We start from the raw sequence: 18,024 nt of genomic DNA, 5'->3' as shown, positions 1-18,024 counted from the left end.
CTCAACCGCCTGGTTCGATAATAAAAAAAATATACTTGATGCTTGGGTTTAGAAATTAAATAATTAAAAATTATGAAACTAAAATCCGTTTCGTTTGAAAATTATAAAGCATTTTCTGAAAAGCAGACAATGCAATTAAAGCCAATTACTGTTTTAATTGGCAAAAATAGTTCAGGTAAAAGCTCTATTGCAAAACTATTTACCTTATTTGAAAACTCACTTATGGGTAATATCGATATACCGTTATTACTAAATAATAATGGGGTAGAGTTGGGTGGAGAATTTGACAATTTATTTTTTGAAAATAACCCAGGTGGAATTCCTTTAATTTTTAATATTGTATTTGATAATGATGTACAAATAGAAATTGGCTTACTGAAAAAAGTAGACGGCTATGGATTAGATATTTTTCAATGGAAATATAAAGATAAGACACATGAATTTGAGCTTGAGCTTAATGATGATGGATACTTTGACACTATTAGTAAAAAAACATACGAGTGCGAATTCAAAGGATTTATTCCTAATAAGTTTTTTAAAAAAAATAGTACTAAAAATTTATCTAAAAGCTTTGAAATTGAGCAAATTGTTGTTGATTATATTGGCCCGTTTAGAATTTTGCCTAAAAGATATTTTTATTTGACGGGGCAGACACAATTTCGATACACAGGTATCACAGGTGAAAATGCTTATGCAATGCTTGGAATAAGTAAATCAAAGAAAGACGATGAGTTATACAAAAATGTAGGGAGGTGGTATAAAGAACATTTTGACGGTTGGGAATTAAAAGTAGATGATAGGGGTAAAAAACCTCTTATTCAAATTTTACTTTCTAAAAATGATACTGATGTAAATATTGTAGATGTTGGGCAAGGAATGAGCCAAGTTTTACCTTTAGTAGTTCGAGCCAATATTACGGATAGACCCGATTCTATGATTGTTATAGAACAGCCAGAACTGCATTTGCATCCTGCTGCACATGGCGATCTAGCAGAGTTGTTTGCTAAATCTGCAAAAGAAAATAATCAGACTTTTATCATCGAGACTCATTCTGAAAATATGCTCTTACGTCTTCGTAAGCTAATAGTTGAAAATGATTTTGGTTTCACAAAGGATGATGTAATAATTTACTGGTTAGAAGATGCTGAAATCAAAGGTAAAGAGTTAATGGAAATTACAATCGATGAAGATGGAGTTTTGAGCGATTGGCGAGATGGGGTTTTTGATGAAGGGTTGAAAGAAGTATTAGAAATGCAAAAGGCACTTAATAAAAAAGACGAAAAATAAATGATAATTTCTTTTAATCCTAATGTTTTTCAAAGTCAAGATACTGAGATACAATTAGCCTTAGCTGACATACTTGCAGCTTTGATGAAGGCTAACCTTCACTTTATAGATATTAAAAGCATCGATGCGATCTTTTATAACGAAAAACGCGAATATATTTTTGATTCAAATGTAATTTCTACAACATATCTATCACTTAATGATCGGAGAGTTTTAAAAGAGTTTTTAAATAAAAAAAGCCAACAAAACATCACCAGCTTACAGAAACAGCATCTTAGCTATATTGTTATTGGCATTGATGCAGATAATAAAGAAATTCATCCTGCTGATGCCTACAGACTTATTACAGAACGCTCAAAAGTTATAGTAGAAAATGGAATCAATGATTGGAAATTCCTTAAAGGTATTTGCCAAAAATATAGCAGTGGTAAAACAAAAAGACGATCTATTTATAATATATTAAATCAGGCTATACAAGATGAAAATATAGAATCTGATAATTGTGGTGGAGTTGGGGAAATAACAAAAATAACACAACGCTGGATAGATAGTGACCGTTACAGAAATATTTTTCAATATAAGTTAATGGCTATTTTTGATAGTGATAAAAAATCTCAAGTTGATGTAACCCTTTATAAAAAGAAAATTGAATACTTTAAATCAAAAATAATTAAGACTATTCAAGATATTGATTATACACATGAATCCACTGATTTATTAATATGGCATATTTTATACAAAAGAAAAATTGAAAATTATATACCTTTAAATATACTATTTGAAAATATTACATCAATAACTCAGACTCAGAAAAGTGATTTAGAGAGTAAATCCAATAATGATTTGGATTTTATGGAATACAATCAAAATAATATAGGAATACGCGAGGCAAAAATCAAAGCTCAATTTCCTGAAATGTTTCTTGCTTCTTTTTCTTACCGTGACTTTGAAAAGAGATGTGAACACCACAAAGTTTTTCTGACAGAAGCAAACGAATCAGTTTCTGAAATCGAACATATTTTACTTAAAATGGCGAAATTAATATGAATGATAAAATAAGTGTAAAGCCCGATACTATATATCTTGAAGACCTATTAGATGACATAGCTAATGGAGAGTATAGAATACCTATATTTCAAAGAGATTTTGTTTGGAAATCTTCTCAAATGCTTGAACTATTTGATAGCATTTTAAAGGGTTATCCAATAGGAAGTTTATTGTTTTGGAAGACAAAAGGCTATAAAACTAAAGACCAAATAGGCCCTTATATTATTAAAAAAGAAGATAGTGATGATACAAAGTATGTTTTGGATGGATTTCAACGAATATCTACGTTGTTTGGAGTGTTGACTAATCCTAAAGAATACAAAGAAAAAAATAATACTGAGCTTAGAAACTTTTTAATTTATTTTGATATCAAAGAAAATAGCTTTAGCTATATAAGAAATAAGAAAGATAAAAATATATTTTCGATTCCTCTTTATGAAATTTATGATAATCGTGAATTATTTAATTTGCTTCGTGAATTAGACAAGGAAGATATTACAGAAATTGACAAAAGCAGATATATTGATAATGCAAGGAATTTACATAATATTTTACATAAATACAAATTACCTTATGTAGAAATAAGAGGAGGGGATATAAGAAGTGCTGTTGTAATTTTTTCAAGAATAAACTCAACAGGAACAGAAATTTCTGAAGACTATATGCTTTCAGCACTTAGCTATAATGTAGAAACAGGATTCGTACTAAGTGATTCGATTACTGAATTCATTAATAGCTTAAATGCTTACAATTTTGAAGACTTGAAAAGAGATACCGTTGTAAATTGTATTTCTAATGCAAAGGGAAGAATTTATTTTGATGTAAAGATAGAAGATTTATTGAATCGAGGTTTAGAACCAAATCTAGAATCGTTAACAAACAATGCATATACATATATCAAAAAAGCAGTTCATTTTTTATATAAAAAATTATTTGTAATAGATATTCGTTTATTGCCTTATCCAACTCAATTAATTTTTATATCTGAATATTTTAGATTAAATCCAGAACCGACACTTGAACAATGTAAAGCCTTAGAAAATTGGTTTTGGGTAACAACCTATTCAAATTACTTCACAGTTTATTCCATAAGTCAGCAAAGAAGCGCTTATCAAGTATTCTGTGATTTTGCAATAGGAGAACATCCTGATGGAATTTATAAAGTGAATAGCGAAGTGTCTTTCAGTACAGCTAAGTATCCAGATAAGTTAAATTTTACTGGTGTAAGACCAAAGGCATTGCAATTATTTTATTTAAATTCAATAATTGAAGATAAGGAGATTCAAGATAGAGAAGGGATAAAAGAAATTTTTATTTCCTCAAAAAAAGATAGAAATCCAGCTAATATTATTCTGAGATTATCTTCTGAATTTGAGGAAAAGCAGGATAAAAAACAAATTAATAATTTTATTGAAACTTCTTCAATTAAACTTTTAAATAAGCATTTCATTACACAAGAGATGGTTTATTTATATAAACAAGATATAGTAGATCGTTTTATTACCACAAGAGAGAGTTATTTGAAATTAAAAGAAAAGGAGTTTGTAGAAAACATTGGAATTATATATACAGATTAAATTACCCACCTCTGCCTCATTGTTGTTATCTGTGTATCTGGGTTCGGTTTTTTTCTGACCACGAGCCACTAAGTACATCATTTGAAGATAAACCGAATAACCGAATTAACACCAGACCTGCTGCAATTCGACGCAAACGGAAAACTAACTCACCAAAATCTTTATCTGATGTTAATCAAATTGCAGCTTCATCATTAGCCAAGTTCAAAACTTCATTGTCAGGAATTCCTGGTTCCATTTCCACAACATACAAAACTTTGTTACCATCTAGCCGCACACGTTCAACGATTTGCCAATCTAAATTTTCGTCCCCTAAAAACTTCAATAAGCTTTCTCAATTGTTGGATAAACCACATCATACCGCAAAGCTTGAGCCGCAAATGCCAAAGCTGCTTTAATTCCTTCATCGCTAAGTCGTGGATGCGCTTCGAGTATTTGCTGAGGAGTTTCACCCACAGCAAATTTTTCGAGAATTAATTCAACTGTAATACGAGTTCCTGAAATGACAGGTTTGCCCATCATTATTTTTGGATCGGATACGATTTTTTGCATGAATTAGAATTATTTGGATAGATTAATATGAGGACATAAGAACGCTTGAACAAGAAACACACTATGCGGATTACACCTGACGGTCAGATTACCATCCCTCCTGAAATCCGAGAGGTGCTAAACATTTCTCCTGACGTAGAATTAGCATTTGAAATCGAAGGCGATCGCCTCTACCTCAAGAAAATACAACCTACCGATAAAATCTCAACCTGGATTGACACCATGCAGGGTTGCGCTGCTGGAAACCTCACCACTGACAAAATTATGACCCTCACCCGTAGCGACGATAATTCATGACCGTCTTGGTAGACAGCAACGTTATCCTCGACATTCTTACCAACGATCCCAACTGGTTTGATTGGTCAGCTTTTCAACTGACAACCTATGCCCGTCAAGACCAACTTGCCATCAATCCCATCATCTACGCTGAGATTGCCATCGGCTTTCCCAGAGAACAGGAACTCATCACTGCATTACCGGAAGATATATTTCAACGTCTGCCTTTACCTTGGGATGCGGCATTCCTAGCAGGTCAAAGTTTTCTTAACTACCGTCGTCGTGGTGGCGCCAGAACCTCCCCATTGCCTGATTTCTACATTGGTGCCCATGCTAGCACTGCTAATTTGCCTCTCATTACCCGTGATGTCAATCGCTATCGCACCTATTTTCCCAACGTTAGGCTCGTTTCACCTGAATAGCCATTAAGTAAATTCGATAATCAAATAGGCTATCACTTACCAGAACACAAGGCGCGTTCGCTTTTCATTAGCTTCTGATTAGTCTGCAAATAATCATGTAGCAAATTACAACCCCGCGCCAGTAATTTATCCAGTTGGATATCTGCTAAATCTCGGAAAATTACTGTGCCATTGCCACTACCCGCAGCCAGAGTCTTGCCGTCATGGCTGAAACTGACGCTGGTTAACTCATCTTTATCGCCTTTCAAAGCAATCAGCAACGTCCCTTCTCGGTTCCAAATCCTTACTTTGTCATCACTGCTAGCTGCCAGAGTCTTGCCATCGGGACTAAAACTGACACTGATAAAACTATCGCCATCTCCCGTGAGATTATCTAGCAAATTACCGTCTCGATTCCAAATTTTCACTGTGCTATCAATACTAACTGAGGCAATACTTTGACCATCAGGCGACCAAGCAACCCCATTTACCCGGCGGCTATGACCAGTTAATGTGTATAGTAATTTACCCTCTATAGTCCAGATTTTCACGGTTTTGTCATCACTGGCTGAGGCTAGCAACTTACCATCTGGGCTAAAACTTACCCAGTTTACCGCATCTTGATGCCCGTGTAAGGTGTTAAGTAATTTACCATTACGGCTCCAAAGTTTTACTGTTTTATCTTTACTAGCCGAGGCAATTACTTTACTATCAGGCGACCAAGCTACACTCAATACGGTATTATTATGACCCAGTAAAGTGTTGAGTAGTTTACCGTCACCACTCCAAAGTTTTACTGTTTTATCTTTACTAGCCGAGGCAATCACTTGACCATCGGGCGACCAAGCTACACCCCAAACTTGACCCTGATGCCCCGTCAATATACGGAGTAATTTCCCATCACGACTGAAAAGTTTTACAGTTTTGTCTCGGCTTGCTGCTGCCAAGGTGCGATCGCCTGGGCTAAAACTGATGCTAGTTACCCAGTCATCATTATCAGCTTTCGGCTTTCGCAGTAACACATCGTCCCAATGCCAAAGTTTAATAGTTTTGTCCCGACTGGCGGAAACCAGGGTGCGACCATCTGGGCTGAAGCTGACACTGTTAACCCAGTTATTATGTCCCTTTAGGGTTCCCAGCAACACACCCTCAGAACTCCAAAGTTTGATTGTCTCATCAGTACTTGCGGAAGCGATCGTGTTACCATCACGGCTAAAACTGACACTGGTAACTCCAGCACTATGCCCTGATAAGGTTCGCAGTAGCTTCCCCTCCAGATTCCACAGCTTGATTGTCTGGTCTAAACTGGCAGAAGCGATCGCTTTCCCATCAGGCGACCAAGCCACACTTTTTACTGCATCCTCATGTCCTTGCAAGCTTTTGAGCAGCTTACCATCCCGACTCCACAATTTCACCGTTTTGTCAGCACTCCCAGAAGCAATGGTCTGTCCATCGGTTGACCAAGCAACACTCAAGACTGCACCATCGTGTCCCTGCAAGGTTTTGAGCAGCTTACCATCTCGACTCCACAGTTTCACTGTCTTATCTGTACTCGCGGAAGCAATAATCTGGCCATCTGGGCTGAAACTCACACTATTCACGACACCCTGATGCCCTAATAAGGTAGCAAGCAGTTGACCTTCTCGACTCCAAAGTTTTACCGTCTTGTCTTGACTGGCGGAAGCAATGATTTGACTATCTGGGCTGAAACTGACGCTATTAACTACATCCTCATGTCCCGACAAGGTTTTAACTAAGCTACCATCGGGAAGCCAGAGTTTGATTGTATTATCCGCACTAGCTGAGGCAATTAAAGAGCTGTCGGGGCTGAATGTAGCACTATTTACCCCAGATATATGCCCTTCTAAGCGGTTATACTCTCTTACCCCCGAAACTGCTTGATAGAGCGCCGTCTGCACTTGCTCTCTTGTATAGGAATCTACCCAGACTGTTTGTTGTAATTTTATCCCTGCCTTTAAACCTTCTTTTAAAGCATCAATACCTTTTTGGGAGGCAAAGAGAGCTTCACTGGATGCACTGAGGGTTTTAATTTCGCTATCTACCGCTGTCACTATAGAAACACTTAATCCTAATATCGCGAGAACGGAAGCAGTTAGGGCAATTTTCAGCGAACGATTTAATTGAGCTTCACTGAGCCTTTGTTTCTTTTGACTTTCTGCGAGTTTAGCTGTTAACTCTTTTTCTTTAAGTTCAGCTCGTAATTGCTCAATTTCTAACTGACTTAATTCTTCTCGCTTGTGTAATTCTCGCAATTCTGTTAATAAGTCTAATCCCTGTTGCGGATGAGGATCTACCAATTTGAAACGCTGCTTATTTTGACTAAGTTCGCTCTTAAGTCGCTCAATCTCAGCTTTGCTTTGTTCTACTTTGTAACGCAACTGATTTAGCTGTACCTGTAAGCTTGATTCTTGTTGTTGCAGGTAGCGAATCAAGTCTACTAAATAATCGTGAATCAGTTGATAGCGTTCTGGTACATCAGGAAAGAGAACCACTAAACCAGAGCGCACTAAAATTTCTAACACTAACTCTAATTTATCAGCATCTTCTAACTCTGCTAACTGTGCTGCTAACTCAGCACGAGTTTTAAAAGGTCGGTTATTGCTTTCATCTGTTAACAAGTATAAGACGAGTAAAGCGGCTCGTTCATTTTCTGGGCCGCAGTCTTTAATCAGTTCCTTAATATATCGTTCGATAAGTTTGTTGGGTCTATATGGCTGATATTCTTCTAGTGTAGTAATGCGTTCATCTTGAATTTGCGCGCCCACAACTTGTAATTCAATCGGGCGGACTTCTCCAAATTCTGTGGATAAATCTTCGATTAAGGCATCAATTAAAGCAGGTTCTAAATTAAACTGCGATCGCTCTGTCAATTTTTGGATAATTGCTTTGGCATATTCAGGCGAAAAATTATTTAACTGGTAGCGAATATGCTTGTCGAGAATATTATTATTAATCGCTTCCAGTGCCGAAAGATGTTTAAAGTCTAATAACCGATGTAAATAATCTTCTCGCAACGAAAGGATGACTTTGACAAAGGGTATATTGAGGCAATCGCTAATAAATTTATCAAACTCTTGCTTTTGATGGCGATCGCTATAACCAAAGAAAAATTCTTCAAACTGGTCAAAAATTAAAACTGTGATCAGATGGTGATCAGCATTTTGTTGGAGTTGTTGTAAAATTCTGACAATGGTGATCGGTGTGGCAGAGTAAGGTAAGGTTTCCGCTTCAATGGCTGCTTCTGGCATGATATCAGCATAGACGGCAAGGGATGCATCACTAGACATCGCCTCACTCAAAGATTTTCCTAATTCCCGGGCCCAATCGGTATAAACTTGCAATACTACAGGCACAGCTATTTGATCGCCAATGGCTCGATTTTGCAGTGCTGGAACTAAACCCGCCGTGACGGTAGAACTCTTACCCACGCCTGATTGACCGTGAATCACCGTCAGTTTTTGATCGGCGCGGCTAATTCTGCCAATTAAGTTATTAATATCACGCTCCCGACCAGAAGCTGCAATTTCTAAAGCAAGGCTGCTACTCCCAGAAGGTAACATCAATGCTGGGTTTGTCGCCTGTCTTTGGGGTTGCAAGCGCCCTGCACCAATAAAAGCCCGAAAACCGTACTGCTGCTCAACAGAACGCCGTTTCTGTCGAATGTAATAGGCTTCCAGATATCGCCCTTCTTCAAAATACAGCGATCGCAGTCGCCGCAATAAGCGAATATAACGATGGGCATCGTATTGATGGGCACTGCTTTCTAAGGCTGCTGGTAGTTCTTTTGTCGCCTTGTCTAAGTATTCACGAGCGACTTCTAGCTCACCGACATTTCGCTGTGCTTTCGCTAAAACTAAATAGTAAATCTGCCCCAATAATAATGGAAATAAGCAGTTATAAGGGTCGTTGTGCTTTTGCGCCTCACCTAATTTCAGCAGTGATACGTGCGCTAAAATACTCGCTTGTACCCACCGCGACTGCTGCACAGCCACTTGCGCCAGAAAACCGTAGTCACAAGCTAATTGGATTTGACTACCATAAGTTTGATGTAACTCCACAGACTTTTGAGCAACTGTCTGCAATTCTTCCCACTCTTGCAGATATTGCAAAACCTCCGCAAGTTGATTAATAAATCCAGCAACTATATCCAAACGCCCAGCCACCTGCAAGATATGCAAGCATTGCTGAAAATAAGATTTAGCAGTGTACCAATGGCGGCGGTTTTCTATTTGATTTTGCTCTGCAAAACGGCAATAACACAACCCAATATAAAACAGCAAAATTCCCTGTCGCAGCAGTAGTGGAGATGGGCGAGATGGCGGAGATGAGGAAGAAAATACTTCTTTATCCCCCTGATGTCCCTCTGCTTCCCCTGCTCCCCTGCTCCCCTGCTCCTCTGCCCCTCTGCCCCTCTGCTCCCCTGCTTTTTCTATCTCCACTAACTTTTGCCAAACTTGCAAGCTTTGCTGAAAATGGCTTAAACCTGTATTGATGCGATCGCTAATATAATTATCTAGACCGAAAACAAACTCTAAACTAGCGTGTAATTCTGGCTCTAAGGTAATACCACGATTGTGTAACTCTTTAATCGCAAAGTGGAGTTCATAACTATGTTCCCAGACTTGCTCCACAGTGGAATAATGCTTTGCAACTTGAGGAGGTTGGTGTTGTGCAGCATCGTTGAGTAACACCGTGGCAAATAAAGAGTCAGTTTCCTGTTGCAGAAATTGCAGCAGTGATTGAGTTGTCATTTCAAACCGAATCGGTGTCGCCGCCCAACTAGCAAAATCTGGTGCTAAACGGACTACCTTTTGCAATATTTCCTCATTCACCCACAAAATCATCGGAAATGGGTGGCGTTTGCGAAATTCATCCCGAATATGATTGATAGACCTCAGTAGATCATCAAGTCCATCTACTAACTCTAAACCTAAAATCATCAGCGCCGATGGCGGATTAGCTTCGGTTACCAGCTGTAAATGAATACTTGTGTAAAGGCTTCGAGCATTGTGAGGCAGAACTACCTTTTGAATTTGGTGTACTCCTGAAGAGAGTTCTTCGAGTCGTTGCAGCATTCGCTCTTGCAAAACTCGATAATTGCAGCACACCAAAACCAGGGAAAATTGACCGCTAGAAAGGGTAATTGCTCTCCCCAAACTCCGCAAAGCCCGCTCGTTAGCTACTCTGACATCTACTTGTGCGTGTCGTTCAACCATGATTTAAATTTTTCCGTCTCTGCTAAAACTGGGTTGACGGCAAACCAAGCTCCTTGATGATCGCGGTATTCAAATACAAATAGACTTCGCAAGAGCGTGTAGTATTCTATATCACCTCTAACCCGTTGCTGTTGCACCACCTGAAAGATTAGTTCCCACTCATGGGGATCGATAGCGTTAGCTCGGTAATCCCGCTGTCTTTGAATCACCAGTTCGACACACTCCCGCTCAAAGGGTGGATCTTGTTCTCGCAGACAGTCAAACAGTAACCCCAGTAAGTCGCGGACATGACCACCACTAATCAGGCACAACCGATCTAAGGTTTCCAGACTATCAAACACTTCTGTAATTAAGCCTAACCGATCGCTAGGCAAAATGTCTGGAAAAGCTCTAGCTAGCACCATTTGCCGCAACATTGTTAACCCTTGCGGAAAAATCTCCCCAGAGCGCAGACGCACAGGTATCATCGGTAACACTTTTGGTGCGACTCCTCCCCCCAAACGATGCTGAAGTTCGGCGCTATCGTTGGAGAAAGTCAGAGCCAAAGGAATAGTGTAGACGACATGACAATTCAGTTTGCGTAACTGTTCACCGCGCTGAATAAATAAATATTCTGGCAGCGATCGCCCCGATGGTAAAGGTCGAATTGCGACTCGATCCAAGTTATCAACAATTACCACCAGTCCTTTTTTGCCCCTGGTTTTCAGTTCCTTGATGGCAGGTTCTAGCAATTCTTGATTAATTGACTGTAAAATATTTGCGGTTCGCGGTTCTAGATAATCCCTTAACCGCCGCCGCAATTGGGGACTTTCTTTTGTTTTAGCTGTAATTTTGGCAATCCCTACAGACAACTCTGCTTCTACCCCAACGTCAATTGGCGTCTGCAAGAAATCTACAACTTCACCAAACAACTTGGTAAAGTAGCGAGGCTTGAGCCGAATTTTCATCGCTTCTAGACTTTCACTCACCTGTCCAGCGATCGCTAACAAAATATCAGTCACATCCACATCGGCCATTTCTAAGACATGGGTAGACTCAAAGTAAACTACATGAAATTGCTGCACTTCTAACTCAGCTTTGAGGCGCAATAACTCCGTTGATTTTCCACAGCCGAGATGTCCGGTAAATAGTTGACAGGTTGGGATATCCGGCGATATTCTAGCAATCGTGCGCTGCAAAGCTTCGATGATTTTGCCACCCCGCACCGCAGCAAAATCGATATAGTATCGGCGATCGCTAGCGTTTCCTATAATTAGAGGTCTGCTCGGATTGCAAGCCTGATAAAATCTTTCTAAATCTAGGAGCATAACTCATCTAGTTCACTCAGGAATAGGGATGACAAAATCTGCTGAATAAATATATTGATTTTAGGGAATTTATCCCTTGATTTAAGTACATTTCACTCAAACTACTAACTAAACTAGCAGCATTCCGGATAATTGTTCATATCTTACGTTGGATATAACACATAGTAATGCTGATATTTGATTTTAAGTAAGCAGAAATACTCCTATAGGAATTGGAGAACTTACTTGGCTTAAGAGGCAAGAAGCAACGGAAAGAAGACTCTTTGAGTTGTACTGAGTTTTTTCACACAATCAAATATGAGTTGTATTCTTATAAGTACAAATAGCAAAAGCCTCTAATATTAAATAAGGTACTCTTATGAATATTAAAAATATCCAACACAAAAAAAGGTACTGTTAGGTACAATTTTGTAGTGTTCTTGAATCTACTTGACATTTTGACAAGCGCTCTAAGTACGATTTTGCGTAAAATCGTAGCGTTTTTAATGCGGTTGACGCATTGGCATTACAGGCTATTGCCAAATTTAATTTGCTACAAATTATCAAATGCTGTACTAAGTTGTCACCAATGGTAAAGACTGGGAACGAAGAAATTAACTAAAAAGCAGTTTAAATATTTAGAACTTTCATCAAAAATTGTGTCAATGTAAACGCATCTACACCTAATTCAGTCCGCTCTTGGGCGGCTATTATACCCGCTTGCGAATGCCACCAAGCGGCAGTTGCCACTATATCTTCTACGGGAATCTGTTTAGTTGCGGCTTGCGCCAATAATCCACCCAGTAGCCCAGTTAACACGTCACCACTACCACCACGCGCCAAGGCGGGTGTGCTTTCAGAAACAATCCAAACGACACCTTCAGGGTTGGCGATCGCAGTTCTTGCCCCTTTCAACAATACTACAGCTCCACTTTGCGCTGCTGCTTCCTGTACTGCTTTCACCCTGTCATGTTTGGCATCGGTGACATCAGGAAACAATCGCTGGAATTCGCCAGTGTGAGGTGTAAGTACAGTTACTGCTTGGCGTTTTTTTAACGTGGGGATGGTTCCCATTTGTGCGAGGATATTTAAACCATCGGCATCGAGAAGCAAAGGGCGATCGCTCTTAATTACCTCTTGCACAATGGGCGTAGCATCTCGTGTTAAACCGGGGCCACAAGCGATCGCATTAAAGGAACTCAGATCGGTTTTTTCTGGCAATTGCAATTGAGCGATCGCTCCAGTTTCCGTCTCTGGACAACCGACAATTAGCGCTTCTGGCAAGTGTGACACCAAAAGAGATTTCAACGATTCGGGTACAGCAATGGAAAGCATCCCCACACCACTAGCCCGCGCCCCCAAACCAGTTAAAATTGCACCACCTGCATAGCGCCGCGAACCACAAATCAACAGTAAATGTCCTTCCTTATATTTGTGAGTAACTGCTGGACGGGGTAGAGGTAAAGTAGCAAGTGCTGTTGCTGGTGTAATACGTTTAATCTTGGGTACATCTTTGAGAACAGCTTCAACATCAGCTAAAGGAATATCAAAATCGATTAACTCAGTTTCGCCGAGATATTCCAACGCCTGATCTTGCAAGAAAGCTAGTTTCCATAAACCCAAGCAAAATGTGTGAGTGGCGCGAATGGCAGTTCCTAATACAACGCCAGTGTCGGTGTGTAAACCTGAAGGTAAATCGATACTATAAATCGGTATAGACAATTCATTTAGCTGATTAATTGCAGAGGCGATAGGATCAGTCAGGTTTCTTTCTAAACCAAGCCCAAACAATCCATCAATTAATAAATCAGAATTGGGCAGTTGCTCAATTGTTTGATAAATTGGAATGCCCAAACTCTGGGCATATTGCAAGTGTTGCGAAGTTAATTCTTTGAGTTTAGAGAAAGGAGAATAAATCCCAACTTCATACCCCCGAAAGTGTAATTCTCGGGCTACTACTAAAGCATCGCCACCATTATGACCGGGGCCGACCAGAATTCCCACACGAGATCCCCTTAAAAAGGGGGTGTTGGAAGGAACATAATAAGTCTTTTGAAGAGGAGTTGGGGGGATCTCTGGAATGCGACGGGCAATTAATCCCGCTACCTTTTCCATCAAAGCAACTACAGGCATTCCCGCTGCAAAGATCCGCTTTTCAATCTCGCGCATCTGCCCAGCAGTCACTACCACTTGCGAAATTTGTTCTTGCCTATTCTGCATCAGTGTTGAGTGCTGAGTCATGAGTTCTGAGTTTAATTTTACTCCCCACTTCCCACTCTCCACTCCTCACTTGTTCATTTTCCGTAGTAAACCCTGGCATTACCGTATCCTATATTTCGCAGATACCGATTCCATTCCTCAGCTTGGAATCGATCGGGGAAAGGCCCTACTGCTACATGCGGCCCTCTTGGTTTCGTTCTTTCAAGGACTCCGCCAGATTGTCCTAAATCTTGACTAAATCGGCCTAGATTCTGCCTAATTTGTGCTGCGATCGTAGGTAACTGTTCGGAAGTGGTGGGAATGGCGACATAATATCTAGAGACTGGTCTATTAGCACTTATGGTATTGCGATCGCCTACAATCTCTCTATTGCCTGCATTTATTTCCTGTCCGTTAGCAAAGCTGAGAATTCGGGCGTTATATATGCCTCGTGACTGTAGCTCATTCACTCGTTGTTGGGCGTTAGATACTCTGTTAAAAACTCCTGACTGAATTACATTCCGGCCTTGAAACTGGCGAACGTAAGCACTGGGTTCAATCTGACGGATTGCTTGTAGTGTCTGGAAATCACTCCCATCTACATAAACTAAATAACGCTCAAAGTTCTGGTTATATTGACTAAACTGTGCAGGTTGGGAAGGCTGAAAGTTCTGCTCAACCTGATTGTTTTGTAATGGTTGAGAAGGCTGAAAGTTCTGCTCAAACTGATTGTTTTGTACTGGTTGGGAGGGCTGAAAGTTCTGCTCAAATTGATTGTTTTGTACTGGTTGTAACTGCGGTGATGGCTGTTGACCAAAAGGAATTGGCGGTGGCGGTAAAGTTTCACCGGTTTCTTGAGCTAGTGGCAGGTTGCTGTTGTGGATTTGTGCTTGTGCTGGGGTAGAGTCGGGAATCAGCACTAAGCATCCTCCCACTAACAAGGAGAGAAGTCGGATAGTGGGTTTCCAACCCTCAGAACTTCGATGTAGCATCTGAAATAGGATAAATTGATTGGGTATTCCTCTCGACATAATAGTTAGAAAGTAGTCAAAGTATTTTTAGGTAATTTCCATCAGGAACTAAAGTTCACCGTTGTAGCAACTATATAGCGTTAACGTAAAATTAGCTCATCTGCGTGGCAAAAAATACATCTGTAAATTAATTTTAGATAAAGGTGATGACGGAGTAAACAGCGATGTCTACGCCGACGCTAATTCAGTGATTTTAAAACTGAAGTGCTTTAGTAGCAAGGCTTTGAAAGAGTGTGTGCTACAATTGGACAACCACGCAGCTATCATGTCGTGCTTTGTATGAAAAAAGTCGTCGTTGGTCTTTCTGGTGGCGTTGACAGTTCCACCGCCGCAGCTATCCTGCACCATCAGGGCTATGAAGTGATTGGTTTGACTCTTTGGCTAATGAAAGGCAAAGGTCAATGTTGCTCTGAAGGTATGATCGACGCGGCTGATCTCTGTGAACAATTGGGCGTTCCCCATCAGATTGTAGATATTCGGGATCTGTTTCAGACGCATATTGTCGATTATCTGGTGACAGGTTACAGTGCTGGGATTACGCCTTTGCCTTGCTCCCAGTGCAATAAAACGGTGAAGTTTGGGCCAATGGTGCAGTATGCTCGTGAAGAATTGGGATGCGATCGCATTGCCACTGGTCATTATGCCCGCATTAGCCATGACGAAGCAACTGGACGTTACCAATTATTAAGGGCTATTGACCGCAATAAAGACCAGTCATACTTTCTCTATGATTTGTCTCAAGATTTACTTGCAGCAACTATATTTCCTTTGGGCGAATTAGAAAAGACTGACACGCGCCGCATTGCGACTGAATACGGACTGAAAACTGCTGACAAGCCAGAAAGTCAAGACTTATGCTTAGTGGAAAGTAATGGTTCCATGCGGGCATTTTTGGATAAATATTTAGCTCCCAAAACAGGCGATATTGTCGATGTTACAGGCAAAGTTTTGGGACAGCATGATGGTGTCCATCATTACACCATTGGCCAGCGCAAAGGCTTGGGGATTGCGGCTGCCGAACCATTGTATGTGATTGAATTAGATGCGGAAAATAATAAAGTAGTAGTAGGCGATCGCACCAAGGTAACGCAGCCAGAATGCACTGTAAATCGGGTAAATTGGGTTTCTATTGCCGAACCATCCACCCCAATTCATGCCGAAGTGCAAATTCGCTATCGTTCAACGCCTACACCAGTGACGGTGATTCCGTTGGAAAACTCTCGTGTGCGTTTGGTGTTTGATGAACCCCAATTCAGCATCACCCCTGGACAAGCTGCTGTGTGGTACAACGTGGAGAAAGTGTTAGGTGGCGGAATTATTGAACAGTTTAGTTAACGAACTGCACTGTTAAAGTTGAAAAACTCTCAACCAACCTAGTTTCATAGAGAAACTAGGTTTATGCATTTTTATATAGTGTTAACGTTACAGTACATACTGATAATTTTATTTATTTTAGTAAATCTTTATGTATATATAGTAAATGTTAATAACGCAAATTCTAGACATATACTATTTTATCTAAGTATAATGTCAATTTAAACATAGCATGGTTGTCAATTACATATTTTATCAATGTAGATAGATAGCCAAGGCTGGTGCATTTACGTTAGTAGAAGGTTTAAGTTGGCTGTATGGGAACAACTCAAAGTATTCAATTTCTGCTCAATGATATAGAAAGAAATCAATATTTTCTTCCTGAATTTTAAAGAGGATTTCGCTGGACACCAGAACAGGTAAAAAAATATTTTCGTTCCTTATATTTTGGCTATCCTACTGGATCTTTCTTAGTGTGGAAATGTGACAATCCTCCCAAAATTAAAAGCAGTGTAACAACGACAGACAGCAAAAGTTTTACTAGATTAATTCTTGACGGTCAGCAGAGGCTGACAACACTATACACCCTTATTAAGGGAACACCTCCTTCTTGGATTGAAGGTAAACCTCCTAGAACAGATTTGTATTTCAATCTTGAAACTCATGAATTTCAGTATTATACTCAGAGTCTAATGATAGGGAAAAAAGAATGGATTAATATTTGTGATTTTTTCAGAAAAGAGCTAGGAGATTATGTACAGAATAGTGATAATAGTGTATATTTAATGTCTAATTTTAAAGAGCTATCTCGTTTACAAGCTATTCTTAAGTATGAATATTACATACAAGAAATTGATGAGCAAAATTCCTTAAATGTTGTTGAAGTTTTTAATCTAGTTAATAGTGCGGGAACTCCTCTAATTCAATCAGATTTGATTTTGGCACTGATAACTGGAAGATGGGAAGAATGCAAAGATAAAATGCGAACTGCTATTAAAAAGTTTAGTAGTTCAGGTTTTGTATTTGATATGGATTTTTTTACTCGATGTATTGCTGTTGTAGGTACAGACAAGGGTGTATTTGATGACGTAAAGAATTTAGATAAAGATGCATTGATTGAAGCTTGGAACAAAATTGAAAAATCATTGAACTATTTATTAAAAGTATTGCCTAAACATGGATATATTGATGAAAATTCTTTTCTCAGCACTTCTTATGTTTTCTATACTTTAGTCTACTATCTCGCTAAGAATAACTTTAAATTTCCTGATTCAACAACAAGAGACAAATTATTATAGTGGCTTTATAATGCTCTAATGTGGGGCAGATATAGTCGAAGCTCAGACACTACACTTGACAAAGATATTCGTATTTTGAAAGAAGCAAATTCTGTTGATGAATTAATTAAAACTTTAGCTGCATCCAGGGGAGTAAATCTTGAAGTTACAGAGCATGATCTTGAATTACAAGGTGTAAGAAGTAGGTTTTATCAAATTGTATATATTCTTATTCAAAGTAATGATGCCGCAGATTGGGTAGACACTTCACTACCTTTGTATAATAAGGGATCTGTGCGTAATTATTCAGTAGAAAGATACCACATCTTTCCTAAGCGAAAATTATACAAATTCTATAGTTCTAGTTCATCTTATGATAAAAGCATTGTTAATGAACTAGCTAATATTACTTTTTCAACCTCAGACACTAGTTCAGATACTAATCATGAAATATTCAACAATGATCCAGAAGTGTATCTTAATAATATAGAACCCATTTGACATCTAAGAAGGTGCAGCAAGCCTCTTAACCATCAACCG

The 18,024-nt window shown here is 39.2% G+C and carries 13 protein-coding genes and 1 pseudogene; 8 read left to right on the top strand and 6 right to left on the bottom strand.

Going from position 1 to position 18,024, the window contains the following annotated elements; translation table 11 throughout:
* Nucleotides 1-72: 72 nt before the first annotated feature.
* The 3 genes from HWQ44_RS25885 to HWQ44_RS25875 are packed head-to-tail and all read left to right on the top strand — an operon-like array spanning nt 73 to nt 3,911.
* Nucleotides 73-1,287: a DUF3696 domain-containing protein gene (locus HWQ44_RS25885; protein WP_292724647.1), complete on the top strand. Its 1,215-nt coding sequence runs from the start codon at nt 73-75 to the stop codon at nt 1,285-1,287.
* Nucleotides 1,288-2,334: a hypothetical protein gene (locus tag HWQ44_RS25880; RefSeq protein WP_292724645.1), complete on the top strand. Its 1,047-nt coding sequence runs from the start codon at nt 1,288-1,290 to the stop codon at nt 2,332-2,334.
* Nucleotides 2,331-3,911 (top strand): DUF262 domain-containing protein, encoded by a 1,581-nt coding sequence (locus tag HWQ44_RS25875; protein WP_292724643.1) that lies wholly within the window; start codon nt 2,331-2,333, stop codon nt 3,909-3,911. The genes HWQ44_RS25880 and HWQ44_RS25875 overlap by 4 nt, the downstream gene beginning before the upstream one ends.
* A 175-nt stretch (nt 3,912-4,086) precedes the next feature.
* Here the strand turns inward: HWQ44_RS25875 and HWQ44_RS25870 are convergent, their stop codons facing one another.
* Both HWQ44_RS25870 and HWQ44_RS25865 read right to left on the bottom strand, forming a co-directional pair.
* Complete coding sequence (locus tag HWQ44_RS25870; protein WP_292724641.1) at nt 4,087-4,236, bottom strand: DUF5615 family PIN-like protein; 150 nt, start codon at nt 4,234-4,236, stop codon at nt 4,087-4,089.
* A complete protein-coding gene (locus tag HWQ44_RS25865; RefSeq protein ID WP_292724639.1) occupies nt 4,233-4,463 on the bottom strand; it encodes a DUF433 domain-containing protein in 231 nt (76 codons plus the stop codon). The genes HWQ44_RS25870 and HWQ44_RS25865 overlap by 4 nt, the downstream gene beginning before the upstream one ends.
* 63 nt (nt 4,464-4,526) lie before the next feature.
* On the opposite strand from HWQ44_RS25865, the gene HWQ44_RS25860 reads away from it, so the two are divergent.
* On the top strand, nt 4,527-4,760 hold the full coding sequence (locus HWQ44_RS25860) for an AbrB/MazE/SpoVT family DNA-binding domain-containing protein (protein ID WP_292724637.1): 234 nt from the start codon (nt 4,527-4,529) through the stop codon (nt 4,758-4,760).
* Complete coding sequence (locus HWQ44_RS25855) at nt 4,757-5,161, top strand: type II toxin-antitoxin system VapC family toxin (RefSeq protein ID WP_292724635.1); 405 nt, start codon at nt 4,757-4,759, stop codon at nt 5,159-5,161. The genes HWQ44_RS25860 and HWQ44_RS25855 overlap by 4 nt, the downstream gene beginning before the upstream one ends.
* A 32-nt stretch (nt 5,162-5,193) precedes the next feature.
* Here the strand turns inward: HWQ44_RS25855 and HWQ44_RS25850 are convergent, their stop codons facing one another.
* The 4 genes from HWQ44_RS25850 to HWQ44_RS25835 all read right to left on the bottom strand — a co-directional run bounded on the left by HWQ44_RS25850 (nt 5,194) and on the right by HWQ44_RS25835 (nt 14,893).
* Entirely contained in the window at nt 5,194-10,377 is a 5,184-nt protein-coding gene (locus tag HWQ44_RS25850) for a hypothetical protein (RefSeq protein ID WP_292724633.1), read from the bottom strand.
* Entirely contained in the window at nt 10,353-11,684 is a 1,332-nt protein-coding gene (locus HWQ44_RS25845) for a P-loop NTPase fold protein (protein ID WP_292724632.1), read from the bottom strand. The genes HWQ44_RS25850 and HWQ44_RS25845 overlap by 25 nt, the downstream gene beginning before the upstream one ends.
* A 609-nt stretch (nt 11,685-12,293) precedes the next feature.
* Complete coding sequence (locus tag HWQ44_RS25840) at nt 12,294-13,883, bottom strand: NAD(P)H-hydrate dehydratase (protein WP_292724724.1); 1,590 nt, start codon at nt 13,881-13,883, stop codon at nt 12,294-12,296.
* Nucleotides 13,884-13,957: 74 nt separating this feature from the next.
* A complete protein-coding gene (locus HWQ44_RS25835; protein WP_292724631.1) occupies nt 13,958-14,893 on the bottom strand; it encodes a hypothetical protein in 936 nt (311 codons plus the stop codon).
* Between the two features lie 279 nt (nt 14,894-15,172).
* Between HWQ44_RS25835 and mnmA the strand changes: the two genes are divergently transcribed.
* The 3 genes and pseudogenes from mnmA (at nt 15,173) to HWQ44_RS25820 (ending at nt 17,985) form a co-directional block, all read left to right on the top strand.
* Complete coding sequence (mnmA, locus tag HWQ44_RS25830) at nt 15,173-16,228, top strand: tRNA 2-thiouridine(34) synthase MnmA (RefSeq protein ID WP_292724721.1); 1,056 nt, start codon at nt 15,173-15,175, stop codon at nt 16,226-16,228.
* A 383-nt stretch (nt 16,229-16,611) separates the two neighbouring features.
* A pseudogene (locus HWQ44_RS25825) lies at nt 16,612-17,505 on the top strand (DUF262 domain-containing protein); the annotation flags it as partial.
* A 75-nt stretch (nt 17,506-17,580) separates the two neighbouring features.
* Nucleotides 17,581-17,985 carry a hypothetical protein gene (locus HWQ44_RS25820; RefSeq protein ID WP_292724629.1) on the top strand — a complete coding sequence of 135 codons (405 nt, stop codon included), beginning with the start codon at nt 17,581-17,583 and terminating at the stop codon, nt 17,983-17,985.
* The last annotated feature ends 39 nt before the right edge of the window (nt 17,986-18,024 follow it).

Source organism: Nostoc sp. JL34 (assembly GCF_017114945.1).
Classification (GTDB): Bacteria; Cyanobacteriota; Cyanobacteriia; order Cyanobacteriales; family Nostocaceae; genus Nostoc.
Note: the sequence above shows the minus strand (reverse complement) of the source record. Positions and strands in the feature narration are given on the sequence as shown.